This window comes from SAR324 cluster bacterium (genome assembly GCA_015232315.1).
Classification (GTDB): domain Bacteria; phylum SAR324; class SAR324; order SAR324; family NAC60-12; genus JADFZZ01.
This window is the reverse complement of record JADFZZ010000010.1, coordinates 54,162-75,158: the sequence shown is the minus strand read 5'-3', so window position 1 is coordinate 75,158 and position 20,997 is coordinate 54,162. Positions and strand designations below refer to the sequence as shown.

Below are 20,997 nucleotides of genomic sequence, written 5' to 3'. Positions count from 1 at the left end.
TCTCTTTAAATTGCCCTCGTCCGTACACTCATGAGTCTACCCATCGGGGTTGTTGAATGACACTCTGGTTCCAGCCTTATTTTAAGGGAAATGCGAATTTTCCCCGAAAATCAACAATATGAGACGATTTTATTAAAAATACAGTCTTGCATGAATTAAAAAGTAATGGAAAGATGACCCATTCCTGAAGGCCTCGGCCTTTCTGACACACACTCTTGATAGATAGTCTCATGAAAAATGAAAACTTGTTGATTGGTTTAGTCATCCTGATCATGGCTGTTCTCCTTGTGAACCTGTTCAGTGGATCTGTTCCCAATAACATACGGGAACTGGCATACAGTGATTTTCTGAATCAACTGAAAACAGGTCATGTCATGAATGCGGAAATCAATGGGGATTCTATTGTACAGGGCATCCTCAATGATGGCACACCCTATATGGCTCAGGTTCCGGCAAATTATCCCGGACTGATTGACCAGTTGATGGAACAACAGATTCAGGTCAATTATATCCCGGATATGGGTCCTCCCTGGTATATCAATCTATTGATCCAATGGGGTCCATTCCTGCTGATATTTGCCATCTGGTTTTTCCTCATGAGACGGATGCAGGGGGGCGCTGGAAAAATTTTTTCTCTGGGTCGCAACAAGGCACAGCGTGTTGATCCCAATCAGCATCAAATCACCTTCAAGGATGTGGCTGGTGTTGATGAATCCAAGGAAGAACTCGTCGAAATCATTGAATTTCTCAGAGATCCCGCAAAATTCCGTAAACTGGGTGGCCGCATTCCCAAAGGGGTGCTGATGTCAGGACCTCCCGGAACAGGAAAAACCATGTTGGCCAAAGCCGTTTCAGGTGAGGCCGAAGTTCCTTTTTTCAGTATCAGTGGATCGGATTTTGTTGAAATGTTTGTGGGCGTAGGAGCAAGTCGGGTTCGAGACCTGTTTGACGAAGGCCGACGCAATGCGCCCTGCATTCTGTTTATTGATGAGATTGATGCTGTGGGCCGACACCGGGGAAGTGGTCTGGGTAGCAGTAATGATGAACGTGAACAAACCTTGAACCAGTTGCTGGTGGAAATGGATGGCTTTGATACCTCAGAAGGGATTATTATTATTGCGTCCACCAACCGTCCGGATGTCCTTGATCCAGCCCTGCTCCGTCCAGGTCGGTTTGACAGACAGGTGAGTGTTCCCCTGCCTGATATCCGGGGACGGGAAGCAATTTTGAAAGTCCATGCGCAAAAAGTGGTTCTGGCTGACACTGTGGATTTCAGCGTTGTTGCCAAGGGCACACCCGGCTTTTCTGGAGCTGATTTAAAAAATCTGGTGAATGAAGCCGCGCTTGGGGCCGCACGCCATAATAAAAGTTCTGTCACCCGGGAGGATTTTGACTGGGCACGTGACAAAATCCTGATGGGCCCTGAACGTCGATCCATGGTCATGTCTGAAGCAGAAAAATTGAGTACCGCCTATCATGAAGCCGGTCATGCCCTGGTTTCAGCATTGTTACCGAAAACAGACCCGGTTCATAAAGTCACGGTTGTACCACGGGGACGTGCGCTAGGTATCACATCGTTTCTTCCGGAATCGGACCATCGGTCTTATGATGTGGAATACCTGTCCAATAAAATCACCATTTCTCTTGGTGGACGAGCCGCGGAAGAAATCATTTTTGATGCCTTGACCACGGGTGCCAGCAATGACATCCAGCAAGCCACCGACACCATACGCAATATGATCTGTCGTTGGGGGATGAGTGAATCTCTGGGGCCAATTGTGATGGAAACTGAGGAACAGCATCATGTATTGGGACGGGATATTGGCAAAGAACGGGAATATAGCGAAGACACCGCTGTTAAAATTGACCGTGAAATGCGGCAAATGATCAATTTCCATTATCAGAAAGCGAAACAACTCTTGCAGGATAATCTTGAAACCATGCATCAGATTGCCAAAATTCTGATGGAGGAAGAAACCATTGACGGTTCCCGCATTCTCGACATGCTGGGACGTGACATCACCACTCTGAAGCCAGTATAATCCCCATGAATTCTGAATTTAAACTACGCCCACTGTCCTACTATCTGCTCTGGTTGCTGCCCAAAAATCTGTTCAGTCGTTTATGCGGCACCATTGCCAATCTGGAACTCCCCCCACGGATGCTGCAATTTCTGATCAGGGCCTTCATCAGGGCCTTCAAAATTGATATGAGCGAATACATCAAGGGCGTGGAAGAATACCGGACCTTTAATGAGTTTTTTACCAGACAACTCAAACCGGATGCCAGAACCATTGATCCACGAAGGGATGCACTGATATCACCCGTGGATGGAACCATTGGTGAATACGGAGACATTGTGCAAGGGATTCTCCTTCAGGCCAAAGGCATTTCCTACACCTTGTCGGATCTGTTGAATGATCATGAAAAAGCCAGTGAATATGAGGGTGGCAAATTCATGACCATTTATCTGGCACCCCATAATTATCATCGAATTCACAGTATGGCTGATGGTGAGATCCTTCATTTCACTTATATTCCCGGAGCACTCTGGACCGTCAGCGCCGTGGGCGTCAAGCATATTCCAGGCTTGTTTGCGCGCAATGAACGGATCATTTCCTACATTCAGATGAAGTCTGGCGAATGCGCACTGGTCAAAGTGGGAGCAACCATTGTCGGTAAAATTAAAGTGCGGTATTCTGAGGTTGAGTCAAACACACCCGGAGTATCACCCGGGTCATGGAAACTGAATGATCCCTATCCTGTTCGACGCGGCGAAGAACTCGGCCTCTTTGAGATGGGCTCCACCGTTGTCTGTCTTTACAAACGGGACCAGATCAAGTGGGACAATGTCTATATCGGAAAAACAGTTCGAATGGGCAATGTGCTGGGATTTTTCAAACAATAGACTTTTCCCGGTTCATTTCAATTTCCACATGATCGAGGACTCCCGGGATGGGGGCGGAAGGTTTTCTGATTCTGATCTGGATGCGCTGAATCCGGGGAAATGCCTGATAAATTTCATCCATAATGGTATCGCCCAGTTTTTCAAGTAACCGGAACTGCTGTTGTTCAATGGTTTCCCGAATGATCTGATAAATATCCACATAAGAAATCGTATCCTTCAATTGATCGGAAGCGATGGCTTCTTGTCCAAAAAAAACATATTCCAAATCAATTTCAAACCTTTGTCCAAGAGTATTCTCTTCCGGAAAAGCTCCATGATAAGCAAAGAAAATCATGTTCCGGAGTTTAATGGTGATTGCCATAACCGCTCATGAAAATTGTTTTAATTGAGCAAAAACTTTTAACCTTCAACTTGAAAGAAAAGCCATGATTGATTTTTCCGGAAAAAAAGGAGTCATCCTGGGCGTTGGTAATCAGCGCAGTATTGCCTGGTCTGTCGCACAAACGCTCCATCAACTGGGAGCGGAAATAGCGCTGACCTATCTTCCAGAAAGTAAAGGACGTTTTGAGGCCAATGTCCGTGAGCTTGGAGAAAAAATCAACGCAAGAATCATCTGTTCCTGTGATATGGCTCAGGATGCGGATATTCAGCAATTGAATGATACCCTGAAAGAAACCTGGGGTTCTCTGGATTTTATTGTACACAGCCTGGCGTTTGCCGATAGTAATGATTTGGGCAAACCTTTTTCACAAACCAGTCGGCAAGGATTTCTGAAAGCCATGGAAATCAGTGCGTTTTCGCTGTTGCCGCTGGCCTCAGGATTGGCCCCCTTGATGCGTGAAACGGGTGGAAGTATTGTCACCATGAGTTATATTGGTGCCAAACTGGCTGTTCCGCATTACAATGTGATGGGTCCAGCCAAAGCGGCTCTTGAATCATCCGTCCGATACCTGGCTCGAGAACTTGGTCCTGATCAAATCAGGGTGAACGCTATTTCAGCCGGTGCCATCAAAACGCTGTCGGCCTCAGGAATTAAAAATTTTGGTGAAATGTTGAAAGTCGCTGGAGAACACTCAGCGCTCAACAGGACAACCCGGCAACAGGAAGTTGCCAATACCACTGCATTTCTGTGCAGTGATCTGGCAACCGCAATCACTGGACAAGTGATTTATGTGGATTGCGGTTATTCGATCATGGCAAATTAGGTGGCCGGGGAATAGCTCTCATATACTTTAAGCCTCGACATGCGATACTTTGTCCATCTCGATATACTTCATCCACTATATCCGATACGATTGCAACCTGACTACACAAAGGGGTGATGTCCCCTGTTCCTGAAACCCTGTACCAGGAAAAGGTAACAATGAAACGAGTTGATGATTTCAGGTTAAAACTTGGAAACAAAGAATATGTGCCAATCATGATTGGCGGCATGGGCGTAGACATATCCACAGCAGATCTCGCCCTGGAAATCGCCCGTCTGGGTGGAATCGGGCATATTTCAGACGCAATGGTGCTTGGCGTGGCTGACAAGCGTTTCAAGACCACTTTCAGCAAAAATAAATATCTTCAGCACAAGGACAATGCCGACAATCTCGACAAATCAAGCGTCCAGTTCAATTTGGAAGAATTAGCCGAGGCAACCCGAAATCATGCGGGAAAAACCATGGATCAGAAAAAAGGCTCTGGTGCAGTGTTTGTCAACTGCATGGAAAAACTGACCATGAATAACCCCAAGGGGACACTCAAAGTCCGGTTGACTGCGGCCATGGATGCAGGCATTGACGGAATCACACTGAGTGCTGGATTGCATCTGGGATCTTTTGAGTTGATTCAGGACCATCCCCGATTCCGTGATACCATGCTCGGAATTATTGTTTCTTCAGTCCGGGCACTCAGACCTTTTCTGAAAAAAGCCGCACGTGTAAACCGGATGCCGGATTATATCGTTGTAGAAGGTCCCCTGGCCGGAGGTCATCTCGGATTTGGAATGGACTGGGCTGAATATGACCTGAAAACCATTGTGCAGGAAGTCCATCAATTTCTGGAACAGGAAAATCTTAAGATCCCGGTGATTCCGGCTGGAGGGATTTTTACGGGAACGGATGCCATGGAATATCTTGAATCGGGTAATGCGGCGGTGCAGGTGGCGACACGTTTTACCGTCACAGAGGAATGTGGCTTGCCCACCAACGTCAAGCAGGAATATTTCAAATCCAATGAAGAGGATGTGGAAGTCAACACCATCTCCCCTACGGGTTATCCGATGCGAATGCTCAAATCATCGCCGGCAATTGGTGTGGGAATTCGTCCGAATTGTGAAGAATTGGGTTATCTCCTCGATGGCAATAGCAACTGTGCCTATATCAAGGCCTACACGGATACAGTGGCACAATCCACTTCCAAAATGATTTCAGTCAAAGACAAAACGTGCCTGTGTACTGGCATGAAAAATTATAAGGTCTGGACTTGCGGCCATTATGTTTACCGTCTGAAAGATACGACAATTCGCCGTCCTGATGGTTCCTGGCAAATTCTCACTGCGGAACATGTGTTCAATGACTACCTTTATAGCGTTGATCACAAGATTGCGTTGCCGACCTTCCCTGAAACCCCCATGCTTGAACGAATGTCGGCATGAAATTGGGATCAATCCAGGTCTGTTCAGTTCTTCTGATTTTGAGGATGGTAGGCGGGGATTACATGCCCCGCAAACGCCAAAAATCGTATTTTTGACGGGCACGTAGTCCAGTCCTACCAGAGAAGCGAACTGCCTTGGGCTCAAGCGAGAATCCAGCGGGGATTACCCACTGGATTTTCCTTGGCCCTTTCATTTTAAATTTGACTTCAATCCTCGTTTAATACTGGCATAAACCTTTCGATTTTTTCCTGCAAGTATCTGGGCCAGTTCCATGGTTTTGGTTTTCAGTTCTGCGTCCGGCCATGAGGAATCCACCAGCTTTGAATCCGCGGCTTCCTGTCCTCCTATTCGTTTTCCCGTCAACACCAGTTCTTTCAATGCTTGCTGATTAGGAAACAGGCTAATAATCTGATGCATTACCGGTGTGAATGGAATATTGATGTCCACTTCTGGCAGGCAGAACCAGCCTTTGTCTTTTCTCATGAGTTTAAAATCAAAACATGCGGCCATGATTGCTCCCCCGGCAAATGTGTGTCCGGTAAGACATCCAATCGTTGGTACTGGAAGGAGAGCCAGTCGAATAAAAAATTTATCCAGCAATTGACCGAATTCAGGAAAATAATTTTCCGGCTGGGTTTTCATCCATTCCAGATCAATTCCTGTACACCATGATTTAGGATCGCTGCTGGTCACCACCAGAGAGCAATTCTCTCCAGATTGTTCAATTTGATCAAACACCGCATGATATTCTTCAAGAGCTTTAAGTGTGAACGCATTGCCTGTCGCATTATTGGTCAAGGTCAATACATAGACAGATCCTTCTTTGCTCAATGCCATTGTTTCCATACTATCCTCCAGGTTATAGAGACGTAACATGTTACATCTCTATGTGGTTATCATTCTCTATTAAGCTGAGACGTAACCTATTACGTCTCTCTACAGAACGTGTGTCATTCGACCGTCACACTTTTAGCCAGATTACGCGGTTGATCAACGCTAAGGCCCTTGGCTACAGCCACTTCATAGGCCAGCAACTGAAGCACCACAGTATTGAGTACAGGTGACAACAACTCCGGACACTCCGGAATACTCAATACATAGGGTGAATACTGTGACAATGTGGTGTTGCCCTCGGTTCCGAGACAAATCACAGGGGCGTCACGTGCCATCACTTCCTTTACAGAGCCCACTATTTTTTCATAACCTGCCTGATTTGACATGATCGCCAGAACTGGCTTGCGCGAATCCAGTAAAGCAATTGGACCATGTTTCAATTCAGCGGATTCATATCCTTCGGCATGAATATAGGAAATTTCCTTCAACTTGAGGGCTCCTTCCAGGGCCACAGGATAATTGAAACTTCTACCAATATAAAATACATTCTCGAAATCCTTGAGATATTGCGCCGCCTGATAAATTTTGGGTCGTTCGTTTTTTAAAATATATTCGATCTTTTCAGGCAATGCCTCTATTTCACGGATAAGATTTTGTCCTTCGGTCAATGAATGGCGACTGCTTCGACCCAACAGAAGTCCCAGCAAAGTGAGAACCATCACCTGACTCGTGAAGGCTTTGGTAGAGGCGACACTGATCTCCGGACCCGCATGAAGATAAATGCCTCGTCCGGCTTCACGGGCAATGGCACTGGAAACGGAGTTGACAATACCAAACACCGTCGCACCCTTCAATTTGGCTTCCATCAGAGCCGCAAGTGTATCTGCGGTTTCGCCGGACTGACTGATTGCCAGGACCACAGTTCCAGGCATGATGACTGGATTTCTGTAGCGAAACTCGCTGGCATATTCCACATCCACGGTGATGCCTGCCAGCGTTTCAATCAGATACTCCCCGACCAGTCCCGCATAACGTGAAGTACCACAGGCGACAATGGTGACATGACGGATTTGGGCAATGTCATAGGCCGTGCATCCAAGGCCATTGAGTTTGGCGTTTCCTGTTTCATAATCCATTCTTCCCCGTGTCGCATTCCGAATGGTATCGGGTTGTTCATGAATTTCTTTCAACATGAAATGTTCAAAATTCCCCTTACTGACATCATCCAGATGGAAATCAACCGTTGATACCTCATATTCACGGATTCTATTCTTCAGATTGGTGATTACAGGTGGATCTTCGGATAAAAGCACCACATCATAGTCATCAAGATGAATCACCCGCTGTGTTTCCTGGACCATGGCGACCATGTCTGACGCCACATAATTTCCTTCAGTTGCCAGGCCGACAACCAGCGGACTTGATTTTCTGGCGGCTACCAGAACATTGGGTTCCAAAGCGTTGAGGACCGCAATCCCATAAGTACCTTCCACAAGGTGCAAGGCGGACAATACGGCTGAAAACAGATTTCCCTGATAATGATATTCAATCAAATGCGCCAGGACTTCGGTATCCGTTTCACTTTTGAATTCAAATCCCTGCCGAATCAACTGATCTTTCAGTGTCTGGTAATTTTCAATGATTCCATTGTGGACAACCGCAATAGTCCCATTCTGGCTGAGATGGGGATGCGCGTTTGCTTCGCTAGGTTTTCCATGGGTTGCCCAGCGGGTGTGGGCGATGCCGCCACGAATTGGGGAGTGTATTGTTTCCAGAAATTCAGGTGTGTCATTTTTTAGGTTTGCCAACTTGCCGACTCTTCTCAAGATATGAAGATGGCTATCTTCTGTACATAACGCCATTCCGGCAGAATCATAACCCCGATATTCCAGACGCTGCAACCCTTGAAGCAACCGTCCCGGGATCACACCATTTCCTACAAATCCAACAATTCCACACATATGTGACTCCTGACTCCTTGGTTTTAAAAAGACCACTTTCTATTTAATTTATTGTGGCAGGTAGAGAATCGCTGTTTCTCATTAAATCAACAGCAAAAAATGGATTCAACTCTAAAATTAACGCATTTATTCCTGATTCAATCCTTTAAAACAAGTGATTAAATTCAGGATTGACGTCTCATCCCCTTTTTTTTCATTTTCAAAATCACGCAATCAAATCTCGAAATCATAACCAATGATCAGGGGAGCATGATCGGAAAATTTTTGTTCCCTGAAGATGGTTTCATGATTGGCCTTACCTGCGATTCCAGGTGTTCCTATCTGGTAGTCAATCCGCCAGCCCACATTTTTGGACCAGGCCTGACCACGGTTTGACCACCATGTATATTGATCAGGGTGGGGATTGAGTTTTCTGAAAATATCCACAAACCCCAACTCTTCGAAAAGCATGGTCAGCCATTGTCTTTCTTCGGGTAAAAAGCCTGAATAATTCTGATTGGCTTTCCAATTTTTAAGATCAATCGGCTGATGTGCGATGTTCCAGTCGCCACAAACGATATATTCCCGGCCATCCTGCCGTTTTTCTTTCAACCAGTTTGTCAATTGATCCATTGCCTGAAATTTGAGAGACTGTCGGATTTCACCGCTACTGCCTGAATGCAGATATAGCGAAATGATGCTGAGATTTCCATAATCTATCTGAAGATAACGGCCGTCATCATCCATTTCGGCCCATCCAAAGCGAGTGTGAAACCGGTCAGGCATTTTTTTAAAATACACACCGACACCCGCATAACCTTTTTTCCGGGCAGAAAGAAAAAAACTCTCATAACCTTTGGGGTTTCTCATGGCAGGGGTCAATTGTTCCGGTTGCACCCTGATTTCCTGTAAACAAACCACATCCGCCTGCTGAGATGTCATCCATTCCAAAAAGCCCTTTTCAGTGGCGGAACGAATGCCATTCAGATTCATAGTGATGATTTTCATGAGGATACTCCGATAATGAAGTCAGTCCAGAAAGCGACGCAATAGCTGATTGGCCAATCGGGGTGAGAAAAACTGGAGCATACGGTTCACTACGGTTTTGCGTTCCATGTAAAGATTGTGGCGTCGTTTCTGAATGCCTTCAATAATGATCTGAGCCCACACCTCGCGGACATTCATGGAAGAAGTTTCATTTCCAGCAGACTGTGCATAAGAATCCCAATCTCCGGGAAAGGCCATGGTCACCCCAACTCTGGAGGCTTCAAGTTCATAGCGTAAGGATTCAAAGAAACCGGCCAACGCGTGTTTGCTGGCAGCGAAACCGGCTTGATTCAGACCACCGAATCTTCCCTGCAACCCGATCACGCCGACAATCACTCCCCGATTTCGTATCAGGTGAGGCATAGCATAGTTGGTGAGGTAAACACAGCCGAAGTAATTGACGGCCATCAGATATTCCAGCGATACGAGAGAATCAGGTGCTGATAAAGGAAGGTTTTCCTGGACGCCAGCGCAATGAATCAGCATATCCACCTGATAATGAAAGTGCTTCAACGAGGCCTCAATCAATTGTTGACACTGCTCCTTATCCGAAACATCCATGGGAAAAGCCAACACTCTGACACCACGGCCTATGCACTCACCAGCAACACGTTCGAGATTTTCCTGATTGCGTGCGGCCAGTACCAGATGGGTTCCATTTTCTGCCAGTTTCAGGGAAATTTCTCGTCCCAACCCTTGAGAGGCTCCTGCCACAATGGCGACTTTGCCCTTAAGTCGAAATTTTGTCATGAAGGTTTCGTTATGATGCGGGTTCACTCATCTTTGAGCATTTCTCCGGGATTTATGACACTTTTAGCGATACGTTTGGCGTGATAATAAACACGTTTGAGTTGCTGAATCAAATCCATTTCCAGACGATAGGCGGCAAGTCCACCACTATTGTCGGCAATCAATCGCCGTTGTTGGTGCGTTTGCGCCTGCTCAAATATTTCATCAATCGCGGCTTTCAGTCCAACGACCTTGCCTGCATCAACCATACTCTGCTCCACCACGGCCCTGATGGATGAATCAAGTGCCTCTGACACAAGTCGGTAGATTTTTAGAATAATATCCCGGGTTACATCACTGATGACGATGTGGTCCTTGATGCCGTCAATTCCCAAGCCAACCATGGTGGTTTCAATACTGTCGCCGATATTTTCCAGATCATTGACCGCGGACATCAGCAGAACAATCTCACGGGTGTGAATTTCTGACGAAGTCTGTTTGCTCATCTGTCCAAGATATTTGATGATTTCTCCATAAAGATAATCCACATAATTATCCATATCTCTTGTTTTAGTGAGAGTCTCTTCATCACGTTCAAAGATCGCGGGGAGAATTTTTTGATACATTTCTGTCACTCTGACACCCATTCTGGCAATTTCATGACGGACGGCCGTCAACCCCAGAGCAGGTGTTTTGATGATGGAATAATCCAGATGACGTGTTTTAAAACCAGCATCACCGCCAGCTTTCTTTTCAGGCACCAGCCAGCATACAAAGCGGTCAAATACCGGCACAAAAAATATAAAGAGCAGAGAAGCTCCAATATTGAAAAACGTATGCGAGTTGGCAATTTGTCTTGGAATATATTGACGGACATCCAAGCCTGCGTCTGCTGGAGAAACCCATTGAATAAATTCCGCATAAGGTGTCAAAAATGGCAATAGAAGCAAAACGCCTAAAACATTGAACAGAATATGCGCAACCGAAACCCTGATGGCTTCTCGTGAACGGCCAATGGACGCGAATCCGGCTGTGATGCAGGTGCCGATATTCGATCCCAGCATCATGGCGATTCCACCGTCCAGCGATACCAATCCATGTGAGGCCAGCACAACCACGACCCCCAGTGTCGCGGAACTGGCCTGTACCATTGCGGTGAAAACTGCCGCAGCCAGAATTCCCAATACCGGATTTTCCATTTGAGCCATCAACTGAATGAACGGCTGATACGTTCTCAGCGGGTGGACGCTGTCTCCCATGATTACCATTCCCTGAAACAACAACCCCATGCCCAGAATCACATAACCATATTGTCGAATCAGTTCCCGCTTGCCTGTGAATATCATGGCAACCCCCAGCGCAATCAACAGTAAGGCGGCTTTTGTAACTTTGAAAGCGATGATCTGGGTGGTGATGGTTGTGCCGATGTTCGCACCGAAAATCACACCAATGGTTTGGGTGAAGGTCATCAGATTGGCCGACACAAACCCCACCAGCATGACTGTGGTTACAGAACTGGATTGAATAATCGCGGTGACCAGCGCTCCTGTCAGCATGCCCATAAACCTGTTTTGAGAAATACGGGCCAGAATGGTTTTCATTTGATCTCCGGCGACCATCTCGAGGGCATTGCTCATTTTCTCAATGCCAAACAGAAACAAGGCCAGGCCCCCCAGAAGTCCACTGAACAAGGCAAACCATTCAATATTTTGCCTGGGTACTGGTTCAGCGGCATATAAACTGGCAATGGGGGACAGAACCAGCAGAAGCATTGATCCTGCCAGTAACAAAGGAGGCCTTTTGCTTGGTAGATTTTTAGAGAACACGCGAATCCTGATTTAAAAACAATGCGAATGTCGAACAGCGAATATTTAAGGATCAATCTGTGCGATCCAGGGTTGCCACGCAGAACATCAAGTCTGTTAAGTTAAGCACTGTGAAGGCACTGGCACCAATTCCCCCTTGGTTGAAGGGGGTTAGGGGGATGTTATTCTGAGCGTTAAATCTCCCATGCCCCCTTTGAAAAGGGGGATTTTCTCGCTCGAAATTTCTTAAAAAACCTTAACGCAGAGCCTGGGAACCCGTGTTACAGCCTTAACTCAACAGCCTAGACTTGAAGAACATCAGGGTGCTTTCTGGAGATTGGCTTCGTAATAGCGGGTGTAAAGATCCTTGCGTTCCGGAAAACGTACCCCATACACATTACTGCGCAGATCCGGACGATAAAAACTGTTTTCTACAACGCCAAGCCAGCCATCGGTGAGATGTTTGTTCAATATCACCTGAATCCGTTCTCCCACCTTGAATCGGGGATTGATCGCTGGAGGTTGCGGACAGACTTTACCATATTGGGAGGTATCGCCATAGCACATCCATGAAGCGCGAATGATGATCCCGATACGCTGTGGCCCACCGTGACTCAGGATGTAGTCACTCGGAGAAAAAGAGGTAATGACAATTTCTTTTTTCATCTGAATCCTGTCAAACACCTCCAGTTCATAGGCTCGATATTCAGCAAGAGCTATAGACAGGCAAACCCAAAAATAAATAGGAAGTCCACACAACAGGATTTTACGGGTCATCGCTTGACATCCTTGAAAATCACCTGTTCATAACTGGTGCCTGTTTCAATCACGCCTGTCATGATGGCACTGTCAAATCTGCAATGAGAAAAACTGGCTTCAATCAGATTGGCTTCGCCCAGATGTGCCGCGGCCAGAAACGATTTTTTCAGGTTGGCCCGCATAAATCTGGCCTGTTCGAGATTTGTTTTGGTCAGGTAAGTATTGATGAATGTGGCTTTGAAAAAATTTGCTTTTGGAGCATGGCATCCTCGCAACATGGATGAGGCAAATTCGCAGTAGGTAAAATTGCTGTTTTCCAGCTTTGCCCTGTCCATTTTGGTTCCATTGAAGATTGAACCGGAAAAATCAGCATCGGTCGCTGTGAGCGTATCCGCGTCACAGGCGGTGAAGTCGCACAACAGCATACTGGCTTCAGACATGTTGCTTCCAAAAAAACTGGAATTGGTAAAATCCGCCAGATGAGCCTGGATCTTGATCATGATAGTACCATCCAGATTACATTGACTCATCTCTGTTTGGAAAAGCCTGGCTTCCCGGAGATTGGCTTCAATAAAATTTGAATTTTTCAGAGAGGCTTCGCGGAAATCACATTCCACCAGGGATGCTTCCTGAAATGATGATTCCCTGAGTTCACAGTCGGTAAAATCACATTTATCCAGTATGGCGCAATCCAGATTGATGCCGTTCATACAACTGTTGTTGAAGGAACACTCCCTTAAAATCGCGCCTTTGAGCATGGCATTTTCCAGATTCATGTTTTTCAGATCCATTCGAAACAACGTTTCTCCACGCTGAACTTTTCGAATTAAATCATTTTTTGCCAGGGCCGCCATGTCATTGCTCAGTCATTAAAGGTGAATTCATGGAAAATGTCGTTTGTATTTTTGATACACTGAATCAAAAGGTGAGACCTGGATTCCTTCTCTGGTAAAAACAAACGCGGCATTGGCAATGCCCGATGGAACATTGAGTTTGACCCGTAGAACCTTGATCACGACACCGGGGTGAACATCATGTTCTACAAAAATTGCCCCGCCATTGGTTTCATGATCAATCCAGAGGGTCTCCTTGATTTTTCGCCATTGACTGATGCCGGATTTCAAGGTGACTAAGGATGAATCCAGTGCAACTCCCATTTTGTTAAAGACGTCTTCATGTTCTTCCGGAAGCACCCCGTTCCTTTTTTCACGGGCATTCTGGAGAATGAGCATGTTCTTTTTCAGCTTCTGTAAATTTTCAAATTCCCGCTCAAGGGTGGCTTCAAGTTCATTGTAATATTTACGGGTATTGATGGCGATGCCGACTTCCAGCGTTGTTTGCTTCTGGGTTTTGGCCGAACCCGCATTGGGAACTTTGATAAAATTTCCGGCATAGCCTTCGCCTCCGGCAAAGTATCCCTGCGCATTGGCAATGAGCAGGGTTTTCCCTGCTGAAACCTTGGAATTGAGAATGTATTCCTCCACTATCAAATGTTCTCCAGCTTCCACCTGGGCTTCAGAAATAAAACCAGCCTGAATGGTTCCGCCTGATTTGATATTGCTCCCCATGATCCCCTGCCTGATTTCAATATCCCCATGACACAGGACATTCGCCTTGCCCACCGTACCCCATATTTCTATTTTTGAACTGGCTTCCACGGAAAAGCCATCTTCCACATCACCGAAAATTCTCAGGATCCCATCAAAGCGTACATGCCCCGAAGCACCATTCACCGCTGAAATTTCAAGCAGATTATCGACAGAAACCCGGTTGCCCGCAAAACAGACAAAGCCTGAATGTGTTGAAATAATTTGAGTCCGGTCAGAATTGTATTGGGTATTGCGGCCTGGAAAAATTGCGGCTTTTTTCCCGGGTTGCGCGTGAAGAGCCTTGCCAGTCACAGTGAATCCATTTTCACCGGGACTTGGTGGCACAATCTTGACCAAAGTCTCTCCTTCAGCGACATTATGGATGAAATGCATGTCACGGGGGTCTTTGTGCAGGGGATCTTTCCGGGGTTCCTCAGGAAGGCAGACCACTTCAAATGTGCCATCCTTGCCATTGACGGGCATGCGGCCTTCAGCAACGACAACAGGATCATATTCGATCATGTCATCCAGCATCGTTTGAATTGCTGTTCGATTGATGCCTTCATACACCCCTGACTGACTGAGGGAATGAACAATGCGATCCACTGAAAGAAAATCTTCGCCGGAATTTGGTGGATGGATCGTGAGGTAGGCTTTCAGTTCATTGTCTGAAATTTCAATCAGCAGTTGATATTCTGAACTGAGTTCATCACACAGCACTTCAAATTTTCCAGAGGCCTTTTCATAAATTTCCAACAGCGTTTCAGGAAGATAATCGACATCCATTTCATGCAGTTTATCCTGAATATCATCCAGAGAAGCTTTTTCTCCAGTGTCAGACAATACCACCCTGAGAAGAATCTTTTCGTCTTTGATTCTGATCTGAAACAAGGAGGTTTTGGTGCGCATAGCCATGTCAAATTCCGGAATATCAGGTAACTAACTTCAACAAATCGGCAATTTCTTCAGGAGACAGTTTGCGGTATTCACCGGGGTTCATTTCCCCCAGATGGATATTCCCGATACTGAATCGTTTGATTTTCTCTACCAGAAATCCCATTTGTAAAAACATATTTTTGATCTGATGGTTGGTGCCCTGTTGAAGGGTGACTTCGAGCCAGGTATTGTTATTGACGTTATGCAGAATCTTTGCCTTGACGGGAAGGTGTTTCTTTTTGTTGATCACCGGACCTTTTTTCAGACCTCGAAGGTGTTCCGGGGTGACGATTCCTTTCACTTTGACAAAATAACTTTTCCAGATTTTAAATTTGGGGTGGGTGATCTTGTTGCAGAAATCGCCATCATTGGTGATCAGCAGCAATCCCTCAGCATCATAATCCAACCGCCCCACCGGGTAAAACCGTTTGTTTTCAGGGGGGAAAAAGTGTTTGATGGTCATTCGGCCTTCAGGATCCTTCAGCGTGGTGACGCAGTTTTTGGGTTTATACAATGCATACACGGAAGTTTGAATGACGGGTTTAAAGCGGACAAGCTCCCCATCCACTTCCAATTTATCAGCTCCGGGGGTCATTTTGGCTCCGGGTTCTGTGACAACCTGACCGTTGAGGGTGACGGAACCACGGACAATGATTTGCTCCGCTTCCCGGCGTGAACAGATGCCGGCCTGGGCCATATATTTATGAATACGTATTTGTTCTGAGGGTGTTGATGTCATAGGGTGCTTTTCGTTGTTGAGGATGAGAATTCATGCAGATGGATCAGTGCTGAGCCTGCCGCTGCCTGTTCTGCCTGTTTTTTACTGGAGCCTTTTCCGCGGCCCAGTTCTTTGCTATCCATCATGACCGCGATTTCAAAGAGTTTCTGATGATCCGGCCCTGATTCCTCCAGCAATTCATAATGGACGAGAGCACGGAACTGCTTCTGTACCAATTCCTGAAGTTCTGTTTTAGGATCCTTGTGCTGGTTGGAATCCATGGTTCTGGGAATAAACGGCTCAAATAATCGTTCAATCACTTCCGCCATCCGTGACAAACCTGAATCTGTCTTGCTATCAATATAAATTGCGGCAAACACAGCTTCCAGGGCATTGGATAACAAAGATGGTTTGGAACGTCCGCCAGTCATTTCTTCTCCTTTTCCCAGAAAAAGAAACTGGCCGAGATTCAAATTTATCGCAACCCGGTTCAGTCCCTGTTCATTCACCAGGGTTGACCTGAGCTTCGAAAGAATTCCTTCTGAGGCTTCAGGAAAGAGTGTCATCAGGCATTCTGTGATCACCAGATCCAGAATCGCATCACCCAGAAATTCCAGACGTTCATTGTTCAAGAGTTTTTCGGAAGACCATGATTTATGGGTCAGTGCGAGTTTCAGAATTTCAGGATTCCGAAACTGATAACCTAAGGCCTCAGACAAGGATTCAAACATAATAATCGATTTAAATAATATTCAGGGAATATCCATCGGAGGAGTATCACACCAGACTTTGATGGACATGGGACTGTAAAATCCCAGAGTCAGATAATGCAGCATTCCATTGTCAAAGCTTTGCAGAATTTCCACTTTGGAAACACCACTTGGACAAATCCTCCGCAGTGACGGAGGCTTTGTCAATTCTCTGGAGGCAAAAACAGTGTTGATTTGTTCCAGTTCACCATCAGGCATCGCACGCAGTTGGGCAACATCATGATAGAAAGATAATGAATAACATCCTCCTGTCAATAAATTGATTCCTAAGCTGAATAACAGGAAATGCCATGATTTCATAAAGGTGTTATTAATGAAAGATGATTGAGTTTCAGATTGAAAATGAAAAGGAGTTTGTTTATTTCAAAGACTTCATCGAAAAACATTACCAGTAATCAAAAAATCGAAAAGTGGAACGCTTTTTATTTGTATATCCAAATACCTGTCACAGCATAACCCCTGAAATCAGTGGCATTCTTACTTATCCGTAAAAATTATGACAAGTTTTATTGATACCCATTGCCATCTGGATATGTTGCCTGTTCAACCTGAAGAATCTGTTGCACTGTCCAGAGCCGCCAGGGTGGTTCAGTTGATCACTATTTCCATTGATGAAGCTTCTATGGAATTTGTTGATCAATTCACACGAAAGCATGCGGGCATCTATGGCAGTGTTGGCATACATCCTCATGATTCCAGCCAGTTTTCTGACGAGATCCTGAGCAGAATGCAAAACATTCTCCACACCAACCCTGATATTGTAGCAGTTGGCGAAACAGGTCTGGATTATCACTACATGAAATCTCCCCTGGAAACCCAAAAACACTCTTTTCGGGAGCATCTGAAATTTGCGGAAAAAGTCCAATTGCCACTGGTTTTACATACGCGTGAGGCTGAAGAGGACACACTTGAGATACTCCGTGAAACCCCACTCACCCGCAAAGGTGTGGCACACAGTTTCACAGGATCCTTGAGGATGGCCCAGACTCTGCTCGAGATGGGATGGTATATCGGTTTCAATGGTATTGTTACGTTTAAAAGTGCTGAGGACTTGAGAATTGTGCTCCGGCAAACCCCATTGGACAGAATCCTGCTGGAAACCGATGCGCCATTTCTGAGTCCCATGCCATTCAGGGGAAAATCCAACGATCCTTCACGAATTCCCGTAATCGCACAATTTATTGCACAGGAATTGAATGTGAGTCTGGATGAAATTGCCGAACAGACAACCCATAACGCAGGTCAATTGTTCCGTTTGCCTGAAAACAAACCTGATTGATTTTTTGTAAGCGTTCAGCTTTCAGTATTCAGCTTTCAGTGTTTATGCGCCTCAGAAGCCTTATGACTCAATAGCAGAAAATATCGTTTGGCTTCCAGGCTTTGAGAATTCCTGAAAACTGACGGCTGAACGCTTACGAATTATTTAATGAACCCCTTCAAAACCAGGTCATGACCACTATTTCATTTGTCAAAGTCGGGGGCGCCGCACTCAACCAGACGCCACTTGACTGGAAAAACAACCTGACCAACATTCTTTCTGCAATTCAACAGGCAAAATCAGCCGGTGTTGACCTGTTATGCCTGCCAGAGTTGTGCATTTCAGGTTATGGTTGCGAAGATGCCTTTCATTCTGCGAGTGTCGCTGAGCGATCGCTGGAAATTCTCGATGAGATTTTGCCCCACACTGTTGGAATCGGGGTGGCTGTGGGACTTCCTGTGCTGGTGAGTCAGGTGATGTATAATGCCATTGCCTGGCTGGTGAACGGAAAGCTTTGCGGCATTGTGCCCAAACAGTTTCTGGCGGGGCAGGATCTGTATTATGAGACCCGTTGGTTCAAACCATGGCCTAGCGCATTCCAGACCACCATTGAACACAAGGGGCAAACTATTCCTGTCGGGGATTTGCTGTTTGATATGGATGGTGTCAAGGTTGGCTTCGAGATTTGTGAAGACGCATGGGTCATTCAGCGTCCGGGAACCAAGTTGGCGGATCTTGGCGTTGATGTCATATTAAACGCAAGTGCCAGCCATTTTGCCTTTGATCAATATCAGACTCGCTGTCAGATCGTCAGGGAAGGTGCCCGGGTTACAAACAGTGTGTATGTTTACAGCAATTTGATCGGTTGTGAAGCCGGACGGATTATTTATGATGGCACCGTTTTAATCGCGTCAGGAAACCGGGGATTGATTGCGAGCGGAACACGGTTTTCGTTTCGTGATGTGCTGATGACCACTGCCGTAGCGGATATTTCACTCAATCGCCTTTATCGCCGGAAAAATACAAACTATCGTCCCAATCATCCTGATCAGCAGAAATACACCATTGACTGCCCCTGGCAATTTCCCATCCCTGAAAAAATTCCGGTTGCCAGTGTGATCATCAATCCGGTTGCCGGAAATCGAAAGGAAGAGTTTGCGAGGGCTGTTTCTCTCGGACTCTGGGATTATATGCGCAAAAGCCGCAGTCGTGGATTTGTGCTATCCATGAGCGGAGGCGCGGATTCCTCTACGGTTGCTGTGCTGATCTGGCTCATGTGCAGACTGGTGCTCAAGGAACTGAAATGGACTGACATCCAGAAAAAGTTACCTTGGATTAACACCAATGATACGGGTTCGGAAGATTGGAAAACGCTTATGCCACAACTCCTGACCGGAGTTTATCAAGCCAGCAAACATTCTTCAGAAACCACGTTGGACGCCGCGAAAAGTTTGTGTGAAAGTCTGCATGGAAAATTTTTTAATTTTGAAATTTCCGGACTGGTACAGACCTATACGCAATGGGTAGAACAAATGCTGGAACGTCCACTGACCTGGGAACAGGATGATCTGGCCTTGCAGAACATTCAGGCCAGGGTCAGGGGGCCCGGCGTTTGGATGCTGGCCAATGTGTATGGTGCCTTGCTGCTTTCCACAAGCAACCGGAGTGAAGCCGCTGTGGGGTATGCCACCATGGATGGCGATACCTGTGGAGGCTTGAGTCCGATCGCGGGTATTGACAAAGCTTTTATCATCTCCTGGCTTTGCTGGATGGAACAAGAAGGACTTGCGGAAACAGGACCACTTCATATATTGAAACTGGTGACTGCCCAACGTCCCACCGCGGAGTTGCGACCGTTGGAATCGGAGCAGTCCGATGAAGCCGATCTGATGCCCTATCCGTTGCTGGACCGGATCGAAAAACTGGCGATCCGTGACCGGAAATCACCGCTGGAAGTTTGGCTGGAATTGAGAGATGTCGCAGAGTGGAAAACCTACACACCACTTCAATTATATAAGTATGTTGAAAAATTTTTTCTATTGTGGAGCAGAAATCAATGGAAACGCGAACGCTATGCCCCTTCATTTCATCTGGATGATGAAAACCTTGATCCCAAAACATGGTGCCGCTTCCCCATTTTATCCGGGGGATTCACCGAAGAACTCAGTCAATTAAAAAAAGTTGTGGTTGAATATCTCAATAAACTCACCGCGGGAGAAAACATATGAATACAGGAACACTGGTCGGAAACATACTGGCGCTATTTCTGTTATTAATGGCCATCATGTTCGATTTTAATACCTTCACACTGACACCTTCAGCGATCAAGTACTTCATCGATTTTCCCTCCCTGCTGATCGTCTTGGGGGGGGCGATTGCCTCAACCTTTATCAGTTATCCCATGGACCAGGCAAAGACCTTTGGTAAACTGATCGGTAAAGCCTGGAAGGAACCCAATGTGCAGTTGGTTGAAACCCTGACATTGATTGTCGATGTGTCCAAGATCGCGAGAAAAAATATTTTGGCGATTGAAGACGCGCTGCCAAGCATTGAAAATGAATTCCTGCGTGGTGGACTCCGGTTGGTGGTGGACCGGGTTGACCGGCAACTGATTGTGGACATGCTGGCGCATGAAATGAAATATACCGAGGCACAGTCCGATGGCGACATCGCCGTGATCAAAACCCTGGCATCACTCGCACCTGCCTGGGGAATGCTCGGAACGCTGGTCGGGCTTGTGATTCTGCTCCAGAACCTGGATGACCCTTCCAAAATTGGTCCTGCGATGGCCGTGGCGTTGATCACAACGTTGTATGGATCCTTGTTCGCAAACGTTATTTTTGCGCCTACTGCCACAAAACTCGGAGGCTTCAAAGGGGATGAAAAACTGCTCATGGAAATGATCCGCGACGGTGTGCTTTACATTGAACGTGGAGAGCGTCCGGATTTCATTGAAGGGGATTTGATGAATTATTTGCCCTCCTCCCAAAAACAAATGTATGAACAACTCAAATTTGAAAATGAACAAAAAGGCGGAAGTGGTGGTGGTGGTGGTGAATAACC

At 46.2% G+C, this 20,997-nt stretch carries 19 protein-coding genes; 7 read left to right on the top strand and 12 right to left on the bottom strand.

What is annotated here, in order from left to right:
* Positions 1 to 230 precede the first annotated feature (230 nt).
* Positions 231 to 2,042 (top strand): ATP-dependent zinc metalloprotease FtsH, encoded by a 1,812-nt coding sequence (gene ftsH, locus HQM11_09400; protein MBF0351239.1) that lies wholly within the window; start codon positions 231 to 233, stop codon positions 2,040 to 2,042.
* Between the two features lie 5 nt (positions 2,043 to 2,047).
* A complete protein-coding gene (gene psd / locus HQM11_09395) occupies positions 2,048 to 2,908 on the top strand; it encodes a phosphatidylserine decarboxylase (GenBank protein ID MBF0351238.1) in 861 nt (286 codons plus the stop codon).
* Here the strand turns inward: psd and folB are convergent.
* Entirely contained in the window at positions 2,898 to 3,269 is a 372-nt protein-coding gene (gene folB / locus HQM11_09390; GenBank protein MBF0351237.1) for a dihydroneopterin aldolase, read from the bottom strand. The genes psd and folB overlap by 11 nt on opposite strands.
* A 64-nt stretch (positions 3,270 to 3,333) precedes the next feature.
* Between folB and HQM11_09385 the strand changes: the two genes are divergently transcribed.
* Positions 3,334 to 4,113 carry an SDR family oxidoreductase gene (locus HQM11_09385; GenBank protein MBF0351236.1) on the top strand — a complete coding sequence of 260 codons (780 nt, stop codon included), beginning with the start codon at positions 3,334 to 3,336 and terminating at the stop codon, positions 4,111 to 4,113.
* A gap of 158 nt (positions 4,114 to 4,271) precedes the next feature.
* Positions 4,272 to 5,549: a nitronate monooxygenase gene (locus HQM11_09380; protein ID MBF0351235.1), complete on the top strand. Its 1,278-nt coding sequence runs from the start codon at positions 4,272 to 4,274 to the stop codon at positions 5,547 to 5,549.
* A 189-nt stretch (positions 5,550 to 5,738) separates the two neighbouring features.
* Here HQM11_09380 and HQM11_09375 read toward each other — a convergent pair whose 3' ends face one another.
* The 11 genes from HQM11_09375 to HQM11_09325 all read right to left on the bottom strand — a co-directional run bounded on the left by HQM11_09375 (position 5,739) and on the right by HQM11_09325 (position 16,976).
* Positions 5,739 to 6,425, bottom strand: a complete 687-nt coding sequence (locus HQM11_09375) for an enoyl-CoA hydratase/isomerase family protein (GenBank protein ID MBF0351234.1) — start codon at positions 6,423 to 6,425, stop codon at positions 5,739 to 5,741.
* A gap of 74 nt (positions 6,426 to 6,499) precedes the next feature.
* Positions 6,500 to 8,344, bottom strand: a complete 1,845-nt coding sequence (gene glmS, locus HQM11_09370; GenBank protein ID MBF0351233.1) for a glutamine--fructose-6-phosphate transaminase (isomerizing) — start codon at positions 8,342 to 8,344, stop codon at positions 6,500 to 6,502.
* A 213-nt stretch (positions 8,345 to 8,557) separates the two neighbouring features.
* Positions 8,558 to 9,331 (bottom strand): exodeoxyribonuclease III, encoded by a 774-nt coding sequence (gene xth / locus HQM11_09365; GenBank protein MBF0351232.1) that lies wholly within the window; start codon positions 9,329 to 9,331, stop codon positions 8,558 to 8,560.
* Between the two features lie 21 nt (positions 9,332 to 9,352).
* Positions 9,353 to 10,120: an SDR family NAD(P)-dependent oxidoreductase gene (locus tag HQM11_09360; GenBank protein ID MBF0351231.1), complete on the bottom strand. Its 768-nt coding sequence runs from the start codon at positions 10,118 to 10,120 to the stop codon at positions 9,353 to 9,355.
* A 23-nt stretch (positions 10,121 to 10,143) separates the two neighbouring features.
* Positions 10,144 to 11,871 (bottom strand): Na/Pi cotransporter family protein, encoded by a 1,728-nt coding sequence (locus HQM11_09355; GenBank protein MBF0351230.1) that lies wholly within the window; start codon positions 11,869 to 11,871, stop codon positions 10,144 to 10,146.
* A gap of 351 nt (positions 11,872 to 12,222) precedes the next feature.
* Positions 12,223 to 12,681 carry a hypothetical protein gene (locus HQM11_09350; protein MBF0351229.1) on the bottom strand — a complete coding sequence of 153 codons (459 nt, stop codon included), beginning with the start codon at positions 12,679 to 12,681 and terminating at the stop codon, positions 12,223 to 12,225.
* On the bottom strand, positions 12,678 to 13,517 hold the full coding sequence (locus tag HQM11_09345; GenBank protein ID MBF0351228.1) for a pentapeptide repeat-containing protein: 840 nt from the start codon (positions 13,515 to 13,517) through the stop codon (positions 12,678 to 12,680). Before HQM11_09345 ends, HQM11_09350 begins: the two co-directional genes overlap by 4 nt.
* A 27-nt stretch (positions 13,518 to 13,544) precedes the next feature.
* Entirely contained in the window at positions 13,545 to 15,167 is a 1,623-nt protein-coding gene (locus HQM11_09340) for a DUF342 domain-containing protein (protein ID MBF0351227.1), read from the bottom strand.
* A gap of 16 nt (positions 15,168 to 15,183) precedes the next feature.
* On the bottom strand, positions 15,184 to 15,927 hold the full coding sequence (locus HQM11_09335; protein MBF0351226.1) for an rRNA pseudouridine synthase: 744 nt from the start codon (positions 15,925 to 15,927) through the stop codon (positions 15,184 to 15,186).
* On the bottom strand, positions 15,924 to 16,637 hold the full coding sequence (rnc, locus tag HQM11_09330; GenBank protein ID MBF0351225.1) for a ribonuclease III: 714 nt from the start codon (positions 16,635 to 16,637) through the stop codon (positions 15,924 to 15,926). The genes HQM11_09335 and rnc overlap by 4 nt, the downstream gene beginning before the upstream one ends.
* A 21-nt stretch (positions 16,638 to 16,658) precedes the next feature.
* Complete coding sequence (locus HQM11_09325; protein MBF0351224.1) at positions 16,659 to 16,976, bottom strand: hypothetical protein; 318 nt, start codon at positions 16,974 to 16,976, stop codon at positions 16,659 to 16,661.
* Between the two features lie 196 nt (positions 16,977 to 17,172).
* Between HQM11_09325 and HQM11_09320 the strand changes: the two genes are divergently transcribed.
* From HQM11_09320 to HQM11_09310, 3 genes are all read left to right on the top strand, one after another.
* Complete coding sequence (locus HQM11_09320) at positions 17,173 to 17,955, top strand: TatD family hydrolase (protein ID MBF0351223.1); 783 nt, start codon at positions 17,173 to 17,175, stop codon at positions 17,953 to 17,955.
* Between the two features lie 179 nt (positions 17,956 to 18,134).
* The gene (gene nadE / locus HQM11_09315) at positions 18,135 to 20,162 is read left to right on the top strand and encodes an NAD(+) synthase (GenBank protein MBF0351222.1); all 2,028 of its coding nucleotides are present in this window, start codon (positions 18,135 to 18,137) and stop codon (positions 20,160 to 20,162) included.
* The gene (locus HQM11_09310; protein ID MBF0351221.1) at positions 20,159 to 20,995 is read left to right on the top strand and encodes a MotA/TolQ/ExbB proton channel family protein; all 837 of its coding nucleotides are present in this window, start codon (positions 20,159 to 20,161) and stop codon (positions 20,993 to 20,995) included. Before nadE ends, HQM11_09310 begins: the two co-directional genes overlap by 4 nt.
* The last annotated feature ends 2 nt before the right edge of the window (positions 20,996 to 20,997 follow it).